This window comes from Komagataeibacter sp. FNDCF1, from assembly GCF_021295335.1.
Taxonomy (GTDB): Bacteria; Pseudomonadota; Alphaproteobacteria; order Acetobacterales; family Acetobacteraceae; genus Komagataeibacter.
Genome location: NZ_JAIWOT010000002.1, coordinates 1 through 15,543 on the forward strand (window position 1 = coordinate 1; position 15,543 = coordinate 15,543).

A 15,543-nucleotide genomic window follows, 5' to 3' on the forward strand; every position below is an offset into this window, starting at 1 on the left:
CCATACTCCCGTGATTGGCCGGGGTCGCGGTCACTGCGGGCCATTCTCGCCCTGGCCCGGAATCACGACTGCGATTACGTCCTGTTTGACGCGGACGGCCCGGTCGATGCTTCGCTTCGTTTCTTTGATGACGATGAAAATGAATGATCGGCAACGGCATCGGGGGTACCACGGTCCAGATGTGCCGGTTCCCATTTCTTAAGGCGGGATACTTCGGTGTTCCGCCTTTTTTGTGTCTTCGCAAGAGGCTCACACAAAGGAATACTGCCATGAAACTTCATTTCGACCGTGCCCTGGTGGCGCGTATTCTTGCTCATGCGCAAGCCGCGAGCGAACATTCCCCTACCTATGATCAGCTTGTTGACCCGGCCTTTCTCAAGGCTGGCGTGTCGTCACGCCATCCGACCGGTGCGGATGTCGATCGTACCAAAATACCGGCAGGCCTCATGCTGGTTGGCGATCATGGGGTGTACCTGATGTCGAATGGTTATCCGGGCTTCAGTGACGCCGAGGGTCAGGCGAACCTTGTCGCCTATGCTGTCGAAGCGGACCCGCGCACATGTCCTGACGACTGGTACGATGTCAAACGCGCGTCGTTTGGCGGTGACGATGGCGCGGAATTTCTTTCCGCCGATACCATCCGCAAGGCACTGGAAGCGACTGCGGGCAGTCGTTTGTGGATTGATGTCACGCCTGCGCGGATCAGTTGCCCCTATCTGGCATCCCCGCAAAAAAACCGATCCGGACGACCGGATGGCGGATCTGGAAAGGCCTGACCTGAATAAAAATACAATAAAAACAAAATATATAAATAAATGAAACAGTAAAGGTAGGAGGCGGGCACCACAGTCCAGCCTGCCGCGCAAGGGGTGGCTCCTCGCCGTGCGCGATGGCTGCGCCATCTGTGCGCGGCTTCGGTGCCGCCGCTGCGCGGCGCCCTTGCCCGCCAGTCTGCCCTGCGGTCGCCGGAAGGGGTCGAAACGCCAGAAAAAAGGATCTGGACATGACTCAGAACCGCATCGTGCCGCCGTCCCGCCCTGCCGCCGAAATCGCCAAATTCGTCGCCATCGTGCTCCTCTGGACGGCCTCCCTGGTCACCTTCCTCCTGTTGCCCGACATCTTCCTCGATCCGTGCACAGGCATCATCGATCTCAGATGACACCCGCATCGCAAGTCGTCTATCCGCGCCGCCCTGAAGGGCGGCGTCTGCATATTCTGGAGACTGATCATGGCCAGAACCGAACGTACCGACATCCATCAGTCCGTCACCGACCGCATCATCCTCGAACTTGAAGCGGGAACCGTGCCATGGGTCTGCCCATGGAACCGCGCGAAATGCGGGATTGCGCTGCCGCGTAATGCCGCGACCGATCGGGCCTATTCCGGGATCAACATCCTGATGCTGTGGGGCGCGGTGGAGATGCAGGGGTTTTCCACCCAGAAATGGCTGACGTTCCGTCAGGCGCAGGCCGAAGGCGGCAATGTCAGGAAAGGCGAGAAGGGAACGACGGTGTTCTATGCTGACCGTTTCACGCCAAAGTCGGAAGCGGGCTCCGATGATCCCCGCCAGATCCCGTTTCTCAAGCGGTTTACGGTGTTCAATGTTGACCAGTGCGAGAACCTGTCAGAGAGCATGGTCGCGCCGACCGCTCTGTTGCCGGAACGCGAAATCGTGCCGCATGCGGAAGCGCTGATGAGCGAAACCGGGGCGGACATCCGTATCGGCGGCGACAAGGCATTTTATGCCCCGGATGCGGACTTCATCCGGGTTCCGCCCCGGCAGTCCTATTTCAACCAGATCGACTGGTACAGAACCGTCTTTCATGAGATCGGGCACTGGACCGGGGCTGAAAGCCGGCTGTCGCGCACTTTTGGCAGGCGGTTTGGGGACCATGCCTACGCGGCCGAGGAACTCGTCGCAGAGATGACATCAGCTTTCGTGTGCGCGGAACTGCAGATCGAACCGACGGTCCGCCATGCTGATTACATCGGGAACTGGCTGGAACTGCTGAAGGCTGACAGGCGCGCTATTTTCACCGCAGCGAGCGCAGCTTCAGCCGCGGCCCAATACATTTTCAGCTCATCGACACGTCAGCCGTCCGTCGGAGATGTGGCTTCTGCCGCCTGAAACCCAACCCTGGAAACCTGTGCGCCTGCGAGGGCGTGCCGGGTGATGGAGTTCATCATGCCTGTCTTTGCCCTGATTGCCACTCCCGCCGTGCGCATCCGTTCCGACGGCTGCGCCATCCTTAAGGCACTGCCGATGGAACACCTTGGTGCACGGGGGATGACAGAAGCCCGGACGCTCGCGGAAATCTCGACTGCCGTAACGCTTTACGGTGAGAGGATCGCCGGCGCGCATCCCGGGCGCTCATTTTCCATCAGTGTGCATATCCGTCGGGGCGATCGTAAGCCACGTGGCTTTGATGCGGCTTACCGCACTGGCGCCCTGGGGACCGACAGATGGGTTCTCATGGTCGATAACGACGCTGATGGCGCGCGGATCCTGCATGGACGATCCGCAGCCGAAACCGGAAACATGGCGTCCTGCAAAGGAGACATGGCATGATCCGCCAGTATTATACGTCTCCATTTCAGGGCGGTAATAACCCGCTCCGGGTCGGGACCATTGCCAGCGGAACCATCTTCCGTCTTCCGGCTCCTGTTTCGGGACGTCCCTATCGGACCCGGCCGTGGATCGTGGAATGCTTTCTGAACGGCACGATGGGGGCGGCTGCGCTGAACCCCGTCACCGGTCTCTGGGAAGACCGTTATATGCGAGGCCGCTCGGATCTGGTCGTATTGCGCAGCCTCGCCAATTCCCGCCGTGTGACCGTGGCAGTGCGCTATCTGGAAAGGATGAGTGAAGAGGGCCTGAGCGAGGGGCATTATCCAGAACTGCCGGATGTGAACCGCTTTCATAACGGCTATCGATGCCGGAGCCAGGTGTCATGACGGCGAGGCCAATCCTGTGCGAGCGGCTTCGGATCCCGCCTTTCGACCCGGCTGTCCTGAAACCCACCCAATGGGCGACCGCCCAGCAAAAGGCAAAGCTTGGTAATGCGATCCTGCGGTTCATCGCACTCGGAATGCCTGCAGGAAAATTTACCCCGGCCCTGTATAACCGCCTGAGCAACATGTTCGGATTTATCGCGCATTATAATCGGATCGGCTTTGCGCAGACATGGTTCGAGAATGCAGCCACACGTCGCGATTTCCTCGATCAGGTTGCGCGACATCCCTGCTGGGGCGACCCGTCTTTTGTCTGGTCGGATGTGGAGAAGGAAATCGGGCAGCGCATCCGCGAGAACCTTCTGGTCGAGGCATGGGCAGCCCGTGCCCGCGAAGAACAGATTGCGCGTGAGAAGTCAGAACTGGCTGGCCTGATGGCAAAGCATGGCGGGACCACAACATCCGCGGTTGCCCCCGCGCCTCCCGTGCAGCCTGGGCTCTTCTAGCCTGCATCCACGCTCCAGGACCCATGCCCATCAAGGCATCTGGCCAGGAACTCCAGCGCTGCGCGTGGGTATTTCCTGATTTCCAGCAGGCTGCCGGTGGGCACCTCCATATGGTAGGCGCCGAGCCGGGTGGCGCAGCGCGGCTGGCCGAGCAGGAATTTTACGCCCCTGCCAGTCCGGACGGCCTGACGCGGCCCGAAAACGCCGACGACGTGACGACCACCAAGGTAAATATCGGCGTTGAACTTGCGCCACAGTGGTGCCCGGACGTCCTGTTCGTCAACGTCGACCTGCACGGTGCAGCAGTCGTTCCACGCAGCCGGCGTGCCATCTACACCATACAGGGTCTGGCAGATCTGGCGGACCGCCTGCTCGTGTTCGGGGAGGAAGGACCAGCCGATTTCCTTGCCGAGAAACCGTCCCCTGTACCGCCCGGCCTGGGTCGACAGTTCGGGATGAAAATCCGCCTTCAGCGTGATGCGGTCTCCCGACACGGTAATCACAGCCATGATGAACCCCCACGTTGGCAACAGGGAAATTCTAGAATGAATACTTTCATTGTACAAGAGAAAACGATATGGGCACGAATAAAAAAAGAACAATAATATGAAAACAAAGACCCCGAAGAAACAGAATTTTGCATCAGTGCTCCTGCCGGGTCTCTGACCTGGTTCCTGCGGTCTGAAGCGGTCGTCGTCGGGCGCAACCCCCAGGCCTTCGGTCGGGACGGCACCGTGAAGCCGCAGGCGCGGCTTCCGCACCATTGCCGCCCCGAGGGGTTGCGCCCGCCGCCTGATACCCGCTTCCGCGTGACCGCACCAGGTCAGAGATCCGGCAGGGGCCGGAGAGGACCGGGAAGGAAAAAAGGAACAGGACCATGAGCCAGTCAGTCAATCGCGCCATCATCATCGGTCATCTGGGCAGGGATCCGGATCTTGCCGCACGCAGGGAGGGGGATGGAAAAATCGCGTCTTTCGGCGTGGCGACAAGCGAAACCTGGACCGATCGCGCCAGCGGCGAACGCCGGGAGAAAACCCAGTGGCACCGTGTCGTCTCTTTCAACGATCACCTGTCGGCCGTGATCGAACGTCGGTGCCAGAAGGGAACCCTGGTCTATATCGAAGGCCATCTGGAAACACGCAAATGGACCGATCAGCAGGGACAGGACCGTTATGTAACCGAGATCATCATCGACCGGTTTGATGGGAACCTGAAGGTGCTGGCCAATGGCCGCAGCACCAGCGATGGACGTTTTGATGAAGAGCGCCCGTCGCGTAGCGCCGCCCAACGACCTGCTCCTGCTGGCGGTGGCCAGGAAATGGAGGACGAGATTCCGTTCTAGCTGCGGTTTTGTCGGGCTGGAGACAGCCCGGCTTCTCTGCCAGGGATATCTTCCGGACAGAGGGTCAAATTCCGGCATTGCGCCTTGGAGATCCACAAGCGTAACTGCCCGAAGTCCCCGCGACGGTGCCTGATGATCGGGTCGGGGGACTGAAAAGCCGGCAGAACCGGTCTGTTATGATAGATTTCTGGGCGGATGGGAACGGGGCGTGCCCATGTTGTTGTACGGGCAGGAGTATCGCGCGTTTCCTCCTCCCGATCCCGGTTTTTTCTCGTTGGTCGCATGATGTGGGCGGACATGGGACATTCCACAGGGAGTGTCCCGTGTCGTGTACGTTCCAGTCTTCCCGTTCTGTCCGGATTGCAGGCGCCTGAAGGCTGCCTTGCCCCTTGCATCCATATCGGGAAGCCGGAACGAAGAAAACATATATGGATACGGACCTAAAGTAATAAATGCCGCTTTTATGCGGCTTGTATTGCTCCGTTCACTATTCTGTTCGCCGATATTATTCGGGAATCCTGCTGTATTGTTTCCAGAAAGGCGGAGCCATTCATGAAAGGATTTATCCCATGGCTTACGTATCGTCTCCAGAAGCGCAGCAAAGGGAGCTTGACGAGCTTCGCAATGCGGTAAACTGCGCGGTTGTGCTTGAAAAAGCCGGGTTCAGGCTGGATCGGCAGGCTACTGCACAACAGTCGGCCCGTAACCTGAAGTTCCGCCGCGACAATGATGTGATCATTGTCAATCATGGCGGCAAGGGCTGGTGGGATCCAAAAGGTGATGGAAAGGGTGACGTGTTCAAACTCGTCCAGTATCTCGATCCGTTAAAAAATCTTGGCCATGTCAGACGGGAACTTCGCGCACTGGTCGGGATGAACCCGACGCTGGAAGTCGCCCAGCGTATCACAGGTGCCAGTGACGGACCGCGCCGTGACCCTGTTGAATTATGGGATCGTCGTTCCGCACCCGGAAAAGGGACGGCAGCGTGGCGCTATCTGACGGAAGAACGGCGGCTGCCCGCCGATATCCTCGCTGCCGCAATCCGGCAGGGTGTGCTGAAAGAAGGCCCACGCGGGACCGCCTGGTTCAGTCACCGCGATATCAGCGGGCAGCTTACCGGGATGGAGATGCGTGGTCCCGAGTACAAGGGCTTTTCGACGGGGGGCGGGGGCAAGCGCCTGTTTGGTTTCCGGGCCGATGGAGGAACCGAACCCGTAACACGCCTTGTGGTCACCGAGGGGGCCATTGATGCCCTGTCTTTTGCCGCGCTGGACCATTTTCGTAAGGGAACATTCTATGCTTCGACCGGGGGCGGCATGAGTCCCGAGGGCGAGGCGAACCTGAAGCTGGTCATGGCGCGTGTCGCGCAGCAGCCGCATGCGCGACTGGTCATTGCCGTCGATAACGATCTGCAGGGTGATCGATACGTTTCGAAATTTACGACATTCGCGCAGGAAGCCGGTCTCTGGTCAGGCCGGATTTCGCCGAAAGTACCTGGAGATGACTGGAACAGGGTGCTGCAGGCACGCGAAGATAAGGCGCAGCCCGGACCTGCGCCTGCAGATCCGCTGTCTCGCCTGTCCGAAGCCCTGACTACCAGAACGGCTGCCAACCCGGCGGAAGTTTCGACGGGTTGGCTGGATCAGGCCGAGACATATCACGCGAAACATCAGAAGGTGCTCTCTGGTCCGGAACAGGGCGCACCACCGTCTCCGACCATATCGCGCTCAGCAGCCCCGTCGCCGGAAGCATCACCATGATCTGGTTCGAACCTTTTGCTTCCCGGATGTGGCGGAGCCGTATTCTTCGGGCTTTCCTGCTTCACGAGCAGGCCAGTACGATCTGGCAACAGCACCGTCCGTCCGGCTGTACCCTCCCTGACTGTTTTGTCGGGATGGGCAACGGGAGCGCCGAGTTCCGCGGTGTGGTGATCGGCGGGACGCGCGACACGTCGCTGCCCGAGGGGTGGGATCTCGAAGCGCTTACCGTTCTCTTCACTGACGATCACGAGGTGACCGTCATTTACGGCTGGCGGGCCACAGACGTGTCGGCCGAGCGATCCTGTTTTCAGGACCATCTCATGCAGGAGAAAGTGATGATGGCTATTTCCAGTTACGCGGATCTGGGGGTTGCGCGCCTGGCCATCAAGGAGGCCCTAGCCGGGGCTTTCGCCCGTTCTGCCCTGGCAGGGGCGATCTGGAACCGCCATGTGTGCTGCCGTGGAATGGGGATCGAAGATGACCTGCCGATCCCCGAGACGGCTGTCAGGCTCTATGAACGTGTCGGTTGTCCGGTCGGGCTGGTTATCGACGGGTGCTGGGAAAGGGGGTTCGGGAACTGGGATCTTTCCTGTCCCGTGACGCTGCTGCTCGCGAGCGGTGAGGTTACCCAGACCCGCGGCTGCCTGGCGGAAGGGATGGAAGAACTATGACGTCCGGGGATCTTTCTGTTCCGCATGCCCTGGCGTCAATCCTCAACGATCTGACGGTGCAGCAACGGTCTGCTGCCATGGCGCTGGGGCGTGTCCTGGTTCTCGCCGGTGCGGGAACCGGCAAGACCAAGACCCTCACAGCGGGTGTGGCGACGCGCATCGAACTCCACGGCATGGTTCCGGGCCAGATTCTCTGTGTCACGTTCACCAACAGGGCGGCGCAGGAAATGCGCAGACGCATTGCCAGTGTTCTGGGACCACATTCGGTACTGCCATGGTTGGGCACGTTTCACGCGCTCGCATCCCGCCAGTTACGGGCCGAGCCCGAGGTGGCGCAGTTGCGTAGCGGTTTCGACATTCGTGATGCAGATGACAGTCTCGCGATCATACGTCGCCTGATCAGGGCGGTTCCGAAGGCGCAACTCCCTGACCCGCAGGAAGGGGCTCCCGGGGATGCCAGGCAGATCAGGAAGATGGCCGAGCGGATCTCACGTCTGAAAGAGAATCTGGTAACACCCGAAACGGCTGCAGCGCATGTCGAGGCCATGATCCGCACGCGGCAGTCGGCAAACCGTTTTGTAGATCATGACAGCTGGCGTTTCGTGATCGGCCTGTACGCCCGGTACCAGGCCGTCCTGCGCGATCAGAACGCCGCGGATTTTGGCGACCTTCTTATGTGGCCAACCCTCGCCATGCTGCATGATCCATCCTATCATCGCCGCTGGACAGGCCGTTTTACGGCCGTCATGGCAGACGAATTTCAGGACGTGAATCATGCACAGCATCTCTGGCGTGCACTGCTGAGTAAAAAATCTGGCGAACTGTTCTGCGTGGGTGATGATTCGCAGAGCATCTATTCCTGGCGTGGTGCAAAAGTCGGGTTTCTCAGGAATTTCTCAACAGAGTTTCCTGGTGCGAAAATATTCAAGCTGGAAGAGAATTTTCGCTCCACCAGCCATATCCTTGATGCGGCGAATGCCGTGATTTCATACGATCCGTCCCGCATCGAGAAGAGCCTGTTCACGCGTCGGGGCGAGGGAATGCCGATCGAGGTACTGGGCTTTTCCTATGCCACCGAGGAAGCCGCCGCGATTGCCCGTGAGATCGGCCGTCGTGCGGCCGCGGGCACAGCCTGGCACGATATGGCGGTCATTTACCGTCAGAACAGGCTGTCGCGGGTTCTGGAGGAAGCGCTGCTTCATGCCCACGTTCCGCATGAGATTGTCGGGGACGTGGGGTTCTATCAGCGTATGGCTGTCAAGGACGCGCTGGCCCTTCTCACACTCTCCGCGTGTCCCGATGAGTCCCAGTCTGATGAGGCATTTCGCCGGGTCGCCAACAGGCCGGTCCGCGGACTTGGAGCAAAAGGCCTGGGAATGATCGAGGCCAAAGCCAGGGATTCCGGACTGTCGTTGTGTGCCGCTGCAACGCGGGTCCGCTTGCCCCTGAAATGTGGACGGGCGCTGGACAGCTTCGTTCAGATCGTCAGGCGGACGGCCTCTCGCGGGAGTGAAACCCTCGGTCAGCGTCTCAACTGGCTGCTTGAGGAAACCGGTTATCTGGACATGCTGCGCGCTGACGACACGGACGATGCAGTCTCACAGCGTGAAAATCTGGCCGAACTGGTTGCGTTGGCGGATGGCTTCCAACGTGTGGAGCATCTGATGGAGCATGCAGCTCTGGCGAGCGTGGCGCCTGGGGAAAAAGGAAAGGATCGGGTGCAGCTCATTACCATGCACCGGGCAAAAGGGCTGGAATTTCGCCACGTGTTTCTGCCTGCGTGGGAAGAAGCTGTCTTTCCTGGCGGCATGGTGCGTAATCTCGATGAAGAACGCCGCCTTGCCTATGTGGCGCTGACCCGGGCGATGGAGCAGGCTACCATCACTTTTTGTGATTACCGACAGGGCGGCTCTTCTGCGCCATCCCGCTTTATCGACGACATCCCACTGCAGAACCGGATTACCGGCTGGAACCATGTTCGGCATGAGCCGCGCCAGACCGGTGGGCGCTGGATGCAGGCTGGGCGCGCACTTGATGCGCAGGGGCTCTGATCATGAGCGATGAACCGTCGCAAGATTTCCTTGGAGGCAGGACGCCTGCGTCTGCGCGATCTGCCCCGTTTCACGGATATGCCCATAGCTGTAAGGCCTGTGGGAAAGGCGCGGTGTTCGGTTTCAATACCCGTGGCGGTGATGACTGGTATTGTGGGGAACATCGGCATCTTGGTCAGGCAATCCCGCCTTCCGGAGTGAAGCCGGGTAGCTGATGTGTTTTTTGATTGTTATTGCTGGCTCTGTTGTTACCTGCGTGATGTGGACCCGCTGGCACCGTCAGATGGGACTGGCATGCGTTCAGCCGGAAACATGCCATGCATCTTCACACCGTACAGACAGTCGTCGGCATAACTGCCCGGCGAGGGCTGTCGGATCATCTCGTCTGCAGGCGAAAACGGCGCAATGGCGCTCCTGCATTAAGGTGCGCTTCGGCCTGTCGGGAGGCAAACGGGTTTGCTCCGCACAGGGGCGCTGCGGTCAACTCCATTACAGTCGATCGGTTTCATTAGCCTGCCAGGCGTTGAACTCATTGAATTGATCTGCTCTGGTGGCCAGCACAGGGCTTTGGCCTTTAATCGTAGCCGCGTAGCTTTAAGGACGTCCGATTCATGGCGAAAACGCCAGTGTTGTCGATTGAACCTGAGGACTGGACTGACGATAAGGCGGCCTTCCTGTCGCTTCTTGAACCGCCGACACCCGTGCGGGATCCGAAGGATCTCCGACTGCACACGCGCCAGCTTGCTGACTTTTTGCGGGTGAAATTCCTGCAACGGTGGGTTGGCGTGGAGATTGGAACCCTTCCTCTTCGCTGTGAAATGGATAGTGGATTACCGTCCCACCGGGCTGACATCCGAGCCTCAGTGTGATCTGGCTCGCGAGAATGAACGTCTTCGTCTGGAGAATCGGACTCTGCGGGAGGAGAGGGAAATCTTAAAAAAACGATCCCGGGCGTATCAGCGCATCGGGTATGCTGAGACGCATCGCGCCGAGGAAAAGGGCCTTCGACGGGTTTACATGGTCAAGACACGCTCCGAACGTTCTTGTTCGCCGTGAGGGTGAATGGATCGTCAGCGATAACTGATCAAAATCCGGACAGGGAGATGGGAAACTGACATTACTGCGGCAGTTCGGGGGACGAGGGATAGAGTCTGCGAAAGACCCGCTCCCTGATCAGTTCCTGCACGATGACAGTTCGTTAAACGGTAGAGATGAGGCGGCTGCCGCGTTTTCCTCGCATCATACCCACATATGTGCTAATGTGGGTTTATGCTTCGCAAGAGAGATATATCATGAGCCGACTGACCATTGATATGACGGATCAGCAGCACCAGAGTCTGAAAGCACTGGCGGCGCTACAGGGCAAGACGATCAAGCAGTATGCCCTTGAGCGTCTACTCCCTGACAACCTTGATACTGACCATGCATGGCAGGAACTTAAAAATCTTCTTAGAGCCCGCGTTCAGGAAGGCCTTGATGGCAAGGTAAGTTCAAAGAGCATCAGTGCGATCCTTGGTGAGGAACTCGATGAGAAGCGTAATTGAAAAGCTACATCCTTACTGAAGCAGCGGAAGCTGACCTGCGTGCGGTCATCCGTTACACAGAAAAACAGTGGGGCGATGCTCAGGTCCGTCGATATGTTGCCGTGCTGGAACAAGGCATTGTCAGTCTCGTCGAGGGGCATAGCGCTTTCAAGGACATGAGCACGCTGTATCCCGGGTTGAGAATGGTGCGGGTCGAGCATCACTACATTTTCTGCCTGCTGCGTGAAGGTGCGCCAGCGTTGGTCGTGGCCATCCTGCACGAGCGCATGGATCTTCTGATCCGCCTAGCAGGCCGGTTATGATTTGACGTCTGCTTTCGGCAAACAGATTGCCGCGCCCTACGTCCGAGAAGAGGGCGACTGCCTGTCTATTCAATTCTCGAAGCAGGTAGGCAGATCAGGGGACCAAAGATCTTACCCGCTTATCAACAAGACAGCACGGCCTTTGCTGGCGTCCCTTGACATCCCATATGAACTTGAGTGGCGGGAGTTCTGGTGATGTTGTAAAGTCATGAGAGGTCTGACAGACGTTGAGTTTGAGCGTCTCTACAGCACGGAAGAAGCCTGTATCGAGGCGTTGATGATGGCGCGTCGGGAGGCATTGATGGCCTGCCCGTCCTGCGGCCACGATCGGAATTACCTCTGTGGTCGCCGGGTGGGGTGCACACGCTGCAACCGTCGCTGGTCGGTCACGGCCGGCACGGTGATGAACGGGACAAAACTCCCCCTCACGATCTGGTTCCGGGCCATGCATATCATGACCAGCACCAAACAGGGTGTTTCGGCCATAGAACTGGGCCGGCGGCTGGGCGTGAGCTATCCGACGGCGTGTGGTACCTCGCCAAACGCCTGCGTCGCGCCATGACCGAACGGGAAACCCGTTATGTTCTTGGTGGTTCTGGTCCGGGCGGTGCCCCGGTCGTGGTCGAGGCAGACGATGTCTATCTGGGGGGCGAGCGCAACCAGGGCTCGGGTCCGGGAGGCAAGACCAGAGTGATCGCCGCGACCGAGCGGTATGAAGACGGCCGTATGGGCCATGTCGCCATGAGGATGGTGGTCGGCTTTACCAGCAAGGCGGTGCGGGCATTACCTTGAAATCCATGAAGTCAATTCGTAGAATGATTGTCATTTTTTTTGGATTTGGAGAGTTGAATTGAAATTAAGAATATCATTCCCAGATAATTTTATATCAGAAATGACTATTGATCAGAAGTTTGTACCTTGCTTATGCAAAATATCACGTGATTTCGAGATAGAATTTAGGGCTCCTCTTCAGGAAGCGGTTGGTATTGTATCTGAATGGGATATTGAATTAATTAACGAAAGAGCTCCTGCTGGTATGGGAGGGAAATACACGTATTACGCAGATGGAGAAATATCTATCCAGCGGATTTCAGATGATATGTATCGTATATTAGATCTAAAGATGTTTTATCCAGCATCCGGGTGGCGTCCTGTTATAAAAGATGGAGATTATGCTGTTCCAAAGGAGGGGCTTTGGGAGATGGAGTAATTTCAGATATCATTTTTTGTAATTATAATTAGATCAATATATAATAAATTAAATATAACATTTGATTTTTAATACAAAAATAAACTAAAATTATAGTATTTATGAGATTTATGAACTTTTAAATTGGCCTCTCAAGTTTCGTGATCACTGGAATCTTGCGGATCAGGAATTGGATGCAGTCCGGATTGAGAATGCAGGAATGGGGTAATCGGGCGCGGGCGGCGCAGGACGGCGACCTGCTCTTGCATGGCCGGGTGCGGCCCAGACATATGTTGGCGAGCTTATGGATAACCGGACAGGACCGCGTTTCGATACAATACGCACGCAGTCACACAGCTGCGATATAATCGGCTTCACACGAGCGTCAGGGCATTGCATCAGACAGGCTGTCCCTGTCCGACGCGTCGGTCTTTAATTGCTTTTCTTTTGGTCGAAGGACGTCTGATTTATGGCGAAAAAGCCAGTGCCGCCGATTGAACCCGATGACTGGGATGATGACGAGGCGGGTTTCCTGCAGCCTCTGGAGCCACCGCCACCCGTCCGGGACCCGACGGATCTCAGGCCGCATACGCGCCAGCTCGCCGACCTTCTCCGGGCCAGATTTCCCGACAGATGGGTCGGTGTGGAAATCGGCACGCTTCCGCTTCGGTGTGAGGATGACCTGTTCTCCGATTTTATCGACCTGGGAGATGGCCTCGGGGTTCGCCTCGATTATGACCCCGAGGAGCCGGAGCGGGTACTCTGGATCAGTGCCGGCAACCGTGACCATGGTGGTGAGCCGCTCGATTTTCCCCGCGATAGCGAGGCCTGTCGCGGGCGCATGCTTTCAACCGGGGAAATCGCGGAACTCCTCGATTTTCTCGACAGGGAGGCTGCTTACTGATGCCTGCTGGCATGGCAGGCAAGCCCGATGCGCCGCCATGCGTCAATCAGTGTGCCCCGTGGCACGTGGCGCTCAAGACCATATAGCAGGGTTTCCAACCCGGAAAGGGAAAGGGTGCACGCCACAAGCGCAGGTGACAGGACCGCAGTTCCCGTCATCACGACGTGGCTGAAGACCTGAATGGTCGGGTCCACGAGGCGGGCCAGCGCGTAGACGGCCCGGCAATGGGCGGCATTCTGCATCACCGGGCTGTAAATCAGCCGGGGCGGGGCGTCGGGTGCCTCGCCTGCAAAACGCTGTCGCCACCGTTCTTCTTCCGGGTGTCCGGTCAGTTTGCCGCCATACCGCTTTGTCTCCACGACATGGATGCCCCGCGGGCTGAGGAACAGGTGGTCAATCTGGGTCGTCCTGCCGCCACCTGCCGGCAGCATGGCGTCGTGCAGCACGGCCAGGCCGCTCCGGTCGAGCACATGGGCTACGGCGCTCTCTCCTTTCTCGCCCTGGATGGCGGCGCGAAAGGACCGCCAGACCTGCGCCTCATGGGCCGTCAGCCGGCACCTGTCGGGAGGCTTCACGCGACGACGTCGAAGTCTTACCACGCAGTTTCCCCCTGTGGTTCCATGGCCCGATAGCGTGTCCCGTATATCTGTCCGTCATGCGACTGGGGCAGGAAATACTGGGAACCGTCTATGTTCCGGGTGAGGGGCCGGGTACATGTCTGCAGCGTGGATGCGGATCACCAACAGTGCCCGCTTACCCGCCAGCCTGAACGCAGGAGACCGGACAATCGGCGGCAGGCTCGTCCAGGTCCGCAGAGGATTCAGGATCCCGCCTGAACCCGGTATTCTCGTCCCCCCATTTCTTGAGGGCCATGATGACCGGCTCCAGGGTCCGTCCCCGTGCGGTCAGGCTGTATTCCACCTTCGGGGGCACCTCGGCGTAGACCGTCCGCAGGACAAACCCGTCCTGCTCCAGTTCGCGGAGCTGCGCCGTCAGCATGCGCTGGGTGATATTGGGCAGGCGCCTGCGGATTTCGTTAAAGCGCAGGGTTCCCTCAAGCAGGTGGTAGAGGATCACCCCTTTCCATTTCCCGTCGATGAGCTGAAGCGTCGCTTCAACGGCACAGCCGGGACTGCAATCAAGTGATTTATGCCGGATACGGGCCATGACGGTATCATTTCCGATACTATGGGCGTTAAAAGTGCGTTCTTGTCCGAACCCAGCATAATGCTCACTGTTCTCCTTCATCAACACAGGAGCAGACATCATGCGCGCCGTCGGTTACCAGACGCCTCTCCCGATCGACAATCCCGCGTCCCTTCAGGACATCGATCTGCCGAAGCCTGTTCCTTCAGGGCGGGATCTCCTTGTGGAAATCAGGGCTGTGTCGGTCAATCCGGTCGATACAAAAGTCCGTCGCAGCGCCGCGCCGGACGCGGGTCAGTGGCGGGTCCTGGGCTGGGACGCCGCCGGGATCGTTGTCGGCACCGGACCTGAAGTCACGGATTTTGCCATCGGGGATGAGGTTTTCTACGCAGGCGCGCTCGATCGCCCGGGAACCGATGCCGAATTCCACCTGGTCGACGAGCGGATTGTCGGCCGTAAGCCCCGTTCCCTGAACTGGGCTGAAGCCGCGGCACTGCCGCTGACAGCGATCACCGCCTGGGAGATGCTGTTCGATCGCCTGGATATCCGTCGGTCAGTCCCCGGCGTGAAGCCAGCCGTGCTGATTATCGGCGGCGCTGGCGGCGTCAGCTCCATCGCCATCCAGTTGGCGCGGGTCCTGACCGATGTCACGGTCATCGCCACCGCCTCCCGGCCAGAAACGCGCGACTGGGTAAAATCCCTCGGGGCACATCATGTGGTGGATCACAGCAGGCCGCTTGCCGCGCAGGTCGCCGCCCTTCCGACCGGCGCGCCCGGCTTCGTCTTTTCCACGACGCAGACCGATCGGCATATGCCAGAGATTATCGCGCTGATCGCGCCCCAGGGGCATTTCGGCCTGATTGATGACCCGGCCGCGCTCGACGCCCTGCCGCTGAAGAAGAAAAGCCTGTCGCTGCATTGGGAGCTGATGTTCACCCGCCCGCTGTTCGGCACAGCCGATATGGGCAGGCAGGGCGAGATTCTCAACGAAGTCTCACGCCTCGTGGATGACGGGCGTATCCGCACCACGCTTGGCAGGAACCTCGGCCTGATCACGGCGGCGAACCTGCGGCAGGCCCATGCCCTGATCGAGAGCGGCCAGGCAAAGGGCAAGATCGTGCTCGAAGGTTTTCCTGGCTGAAATGGAGAAGACCATGACTGAATCCGCAAAAGCGC

General features: G+C 58.7%; 21 protein-coding genes. 18 read left to right on the forward strand and 3 right to left on the reverse strand.

Translation table 11 applies throughout. The annotated features are described in order from the left end of the window. The first annotated feature begins 143 nt into the window (after positions 1-143). The 6 genes from LDL32_RS16615 (at position 144) to LDL32_RS16640 (ending at position 3,458) form a co-directional block, all read left to right on the forward strand. Complete coding sequence (locus tag LDL32_RS16615; protein WP_233069017.1) at positions 144-776, forward strand: DUF3085 domain-containing protein; 633 nt, start codon at positions 144-146, stop codon at positions 774-776. Between the two features lie 227 nt (positions 777-1,003). Beyond that, on the forward strand, positions 1,004-1,159 hold the full coding sequence (locus LDL32_RS16620) for a hypothetical protein (protein WP_233069018.1): 156 nt from the start codon (positions 1,004-1,006) through the stop codon (positions 1,157-1,159). Between the two features lie 69 nt (positions 1,160-1,228). Further along, positions 1,229-2,128 carry an ArdC family protein gene (locus LDL32_RS16625; RefSeq protein WP_233069020.1) on the forward strand — a complete coding sequence of 300 codons (900 nt, stop codon included), beginning with the start codon at positions 1,229-1,231 and terminating at the stop codon, positions 2,126-2,128. A gap of 57 nt (positions 2,129-2,185) precedes the next feature. Continuing rightward, on the forward strand, positions 2,186-2,569 hold the full coding sequence (locus LDL32_RS16630; protein WP_233069022.1) for a hypothetical protein: 384 nt from the start codon (positions 2,186-2,188) through the stop codon (positions 2,567-2,569). Then, positions 2,566-2,955, forward strand: a complete 390-nt coding sequence (locus LDL32_RS16635; RefSeq protein WP_233069023.1) for a hypothetical protein — start codon at positions 2,566-2,568, stop codon at positions 2,953-2,955. Before LDL32_RS16630 ends, LDL32_RS16635 begins: the two co-directional genes overlap by 4 nt. Continuing rightward, entirely contained in the window at positions 2,952-3,458 is a 507-nt protein-coding gene (locus LDL32_RS16640; protein WP_233069029.1) for a hypothetical protein, read from the forward strand. The genes LDL32_RS16635 and LDL32_RS16640 overlap by 4 nt, the downstream gene beginning before the upstream one ends. Here the strand turns inward: LDL32_RS16640 and LDL32_RS16645 are convergent. Continuing rightward, positions 3,455-3,967: a hypothetical protein gene (locus LDL32_RS16645; RefSeq protein ID WP_141261639.1), complete on the reverse strand. Its 513-nt coding sequence runs from the start codon at positions 3,965-3,967 to the stop codon at positions 3,455-3,457. The two genes, LDL32_RS16640 and LDL32_RS16645, sit on opposite strands and share 4 nt — an antisense overlap. A 368-nt stretch (positions 3,968-4,335) precedes the next feature. Between LDL32_RS16645 and ssb the strand changes: the two genes are divergently transcribed. From ssb to LDL32_RS16700, 11 genes are all read left to right on the forward strand, one after another. Beyond that, positions 4,336-4,800, forward strand: coding sequence for a single-stranded DNA-binding protein (gene ssb / locus LDL32_RS16650; RefSeq protein WP_141261638.1), 465 nt, complete (start codon positions 4,336-4,338; stop codon positions 4,798-4,800). A gap of 452 nt (positions 4,801-5,252) precedes the next feature. Further along, the gene (locus tag LDL32_RS16655) at positions 5,253-6,560 is read left to right on the forward strand and encodes a DUF3991 and TOPRIM domain-containing protein (RefSeq protein WP_233069030.1); all 1,308 of its coding nucleotides are present in this window, start codon (positions 5,253-5,255) and stop codon (positions 6,558-6,560) included. Further along, positions 6,557-7,231, forward strand: coding sequence for a hypothetical protein (locus LDL32_RS16660; RefSeq protein ID WP_233069031.1), 675 nt, complete (start codon positions 6,557-6,559; stop codon positions 7,229-7,231). The genes LDL32_RS16655 and LDL32_RS16660 overlap by 4 nt, the downstream gene beginning before the upstream one ends. Continuing rightward, a complete protein-coding gene (locus LDL32_RS16665) occupies positions 7,228-9,282 on the forward strand; it encodes an ATP-dependent helicase (RefSeq protein WP_233069032.1) in 2,055 nt (684 codons plus the stop codon). Before LDL32_RS16660 ends, LDL32_RS16665 begins: the two co-directional genes overlap by 4 nt. Before the next feature lie 611 nt (positions 9,283-9,893). Continuing rightward, positions 9,894-10,151, forward strand: a complete 258-nt coding sequence (locus LDL32_RS16670) for a hypothetical protein (RefSeq protein WP_233069215.1) — start codon at positions 9,894-9,896, stop codon at positions 10,149-10,151. Positions 10,152-10,574: 423 nt separating this feature from the next. After that, positions 10,575-10,826 carry an antitoxin gene (locus LDL32_RS16675; RefSeq protein ID WP_141261636.1) on the forward strand — a complete coding sequence of 84 codons (252 nt, stop codon included), beginning with the start codon at positions 10,575-10,577 and terminating at the stop codon, positions 10,824-10,826. Continuing rightward, positions 10,823-11,128, forward strand: a complete 306-nt coding sequence (locus tag LDL32_RS16680) for a type II toxin-antitoxin system RelE/ParE family toxin (protein WP_233069033.1) — start codon at positions 10,823-10,825, stop codon at positions 11,126-11,128. Before LDL32_RS16675 ends, LDL32_RS16680 begins: the two co-directional genes overlap by 4 nt. Positions 11,129-11,336: 208 nt before the next feature. Further along, positions 11,337-11,690 carry a hypothetical protein gene (locus LDL32_RS16685; protein WP_193557698.1) on the forward strand — a complete coding sequence of 118 codons (354 nt, stop codon included), beginning with the start codon at positions 11,337-11,339 and terminating at the stop codon, positions 11,688-11,690. Continuing rightward, positions 11,654-11,920: a hypothetical protein gene (locus tag LDL32_RS16690; protein WP_233069035.1), complete on the forward strand. Its 267-nt coding sequence runs from the start codon at positions 11,654-11,656 to the stop codon at positions 11,918-11,920. Before LDL32_RS16685 ends, LDL32_RS16690 begins: the two co-directional genes overlap by 37 nt. A 58-nt stretch (positions 11,921-11,978) precedes the next feature. Next, positions 11,979-12,338, forward strand: coding sequence for a hypothetical protein (locus LDL32_RS16695; protein WP_233069036.1), 360 nt, complete (start codon positions 11,979-11,981; stop codon positions 12,336-12,338). Positions 12,339-12,786: 448 nt separating this feature from the next. Then, complete coding sequence (locus LDL32_RS16700) at positions 12,787-13,221, forward strand: hypothetical protein (RefSeq protein WP_200410003.1); 435 nt, start codon at positions 12,787-12,789, stop codon at positions 13,219-13,221. Here LDL32_RS16700 and LDL32_RS16705 read toward each other — a convergent pair. Continuing rightward, positions 13,215-13,820: a nuclease-related domain-containing protein gene (locus LDL32_RS16705; RefSeq protein ID WP_233069038.1), complete on the reverse strand. Its 606-nt coding sequence runs from the start codon at positions 13,818-13,820 to the stop codon at positions 13,215-13,217. The genes LDL32_RS16700 and LDL32_RS16705 overlap by 7 nt on opposite strands. 154 nt (positions 13,821-13,974) lie before the next feature. Beyond that, positions 13,975-14,388: a helix-turn-helix domain-containing protein gene (locus LDL32_RS16710; protein WP_180967607.1), complete on the reverse strand. Its 414-nt coding sequence runs from the start codon at positions 14,386-14,388 to the stop codon at positions 13,975-13,977. Between the two features lie 100 nt (positions 14,389-14,488). On the opposite strand from LDL32_RS16710, the gene LDL32_RS16715 reads away from it, so the two are divergent. After that, positions 14,489-15,508, forward strand: a complete 1,020-nt coding sequence (locus LDL32_RS16715; protein WP_019087275.1) for a zinc-binding alcohol dehydrogenase family protein — start codon at positions 14,489-14,491, stop codon at positions 15,506-15,508. Positions 15,509-15,543 lie beyond the last annotated feature (35 nt).

Bases quoted from the DNA above. Each gene is read 5' to 3' on its own strand.
- LDL32_RS16615 (WP_233069017.1), top strand. From the start codon at position 144: ATGATCGGCAACGGCATCGGGGGTACCACGGTCCAGATGTGCCGGTTC.
- LDL32_RS16620 (WP_233069018.1), top strand. From the start codon at position 1,004: ATGACTCAGAACCGCATCGTGCCGCCGTCCCGCCCTGCCGCCGAAATC.
- LDL32_RS16625 (WP_233069020.1), top strand. From the start codon at position 1,229: ATGGCCAGAACCGAACGTACCGACATCCATCAGTCCGTCACCGACCGC.
- LDL32_RS16630 (WP_233069022.1), top strand. From the start codon at position 2,186: ATGCCTGTCTTTGCCCTGATTGCCACTCCCGCCGTGCGCATCCGTTCC.
- LDL32_RS16635 (WP_233069023.1), top strand. From the start codon at position 2,566: ATGATCCGCCAGTATTATACGTCTCCATTTCAGGGCGGTAATAACCCG.
- LDL32_RS16640 (WP_233069029.1), top strand. From the start codon at position 2,952: ATGACGGCGAGGCCAATCCTGTGCGAGCGGCTTCGGATCCCGCCTTTC.
- LDL32_RS16645 (WP_141261639.1), bottom strand. From the start codon at position 3,967: ATGGCTGTGATTACCGTGTCGGGAGACCGCATCACGCTGAAGGCGGAT.
- ssb (WP_141261638.1), top strand. From the start codon at position 4,336: ATGAGCCAGTCAGTCAATCGCGCCATCATCATCGGTCATCTGGGCAGG.
- LDL32_RS16655 (WP_233069030.1), top strand. From the start codon at position 5,253: ATGCCGCTTTTATGCGGCTTGTATTGCTCCGTTCACTATTCTGTTCGC.
- LDL32_RS16660 (WP_233069031.1), top strand. From the start codon at position 6,557: ATGATCTGGTTCGAACCTTTTGCTTCCCGGATGTGGCGGAGCCGTATT.
- LDL32_RS16665 (WP_233069032.1), top strand. From the start codon at position 7,228: ATGACGTCCGGGGATCTTTCTGTTCCGCATGCCCTGGCGTCAATCCTC.
- LDL32_RS16670 (WP_233069215.1), top strand. From the start codon at position 9,894: ATGGCGAAAACGCCAGTGTTGTCGATTGAACCTGAGGACTGGACTGAC.
- LDL32_RS16675 (WP_141261636.1), top strand. From the start codon at position 10,575: ATGAGCCGACTGACCATTGATATGACGGATCAGCAGCACCAGAGTCTG.
- LDL32_RS16685 (WP_193557698.1), top strand. From the start codon at position 11,337: ATGAGAGGTCTGACAGACGTTGAGTTTGAGCGTCTCTACAGCACGGAA.
- LDL32_RS16700 (WP_200410003.1), top strand. From the start codon at position 12,787: ATGGCGAAAAAGCCAGTGCCGCCGATTGAACCCGATGACTGGGATGAT.
- LDL32_RS16710 (WP_180967607.1), bottom strand. From the start codon at position 14,388: ATGGCCCGTATCCGGCATAAATCACTTGATTGCAGTCCCGGCTGTGCC.
- LDL32_RS16715 (WP_019087275.1), top strand. From the start codon at position 14,489: ATGCGCGCCGTCGGTTACCAGACGCCTCTCCCGATCGACAATCCCGCG.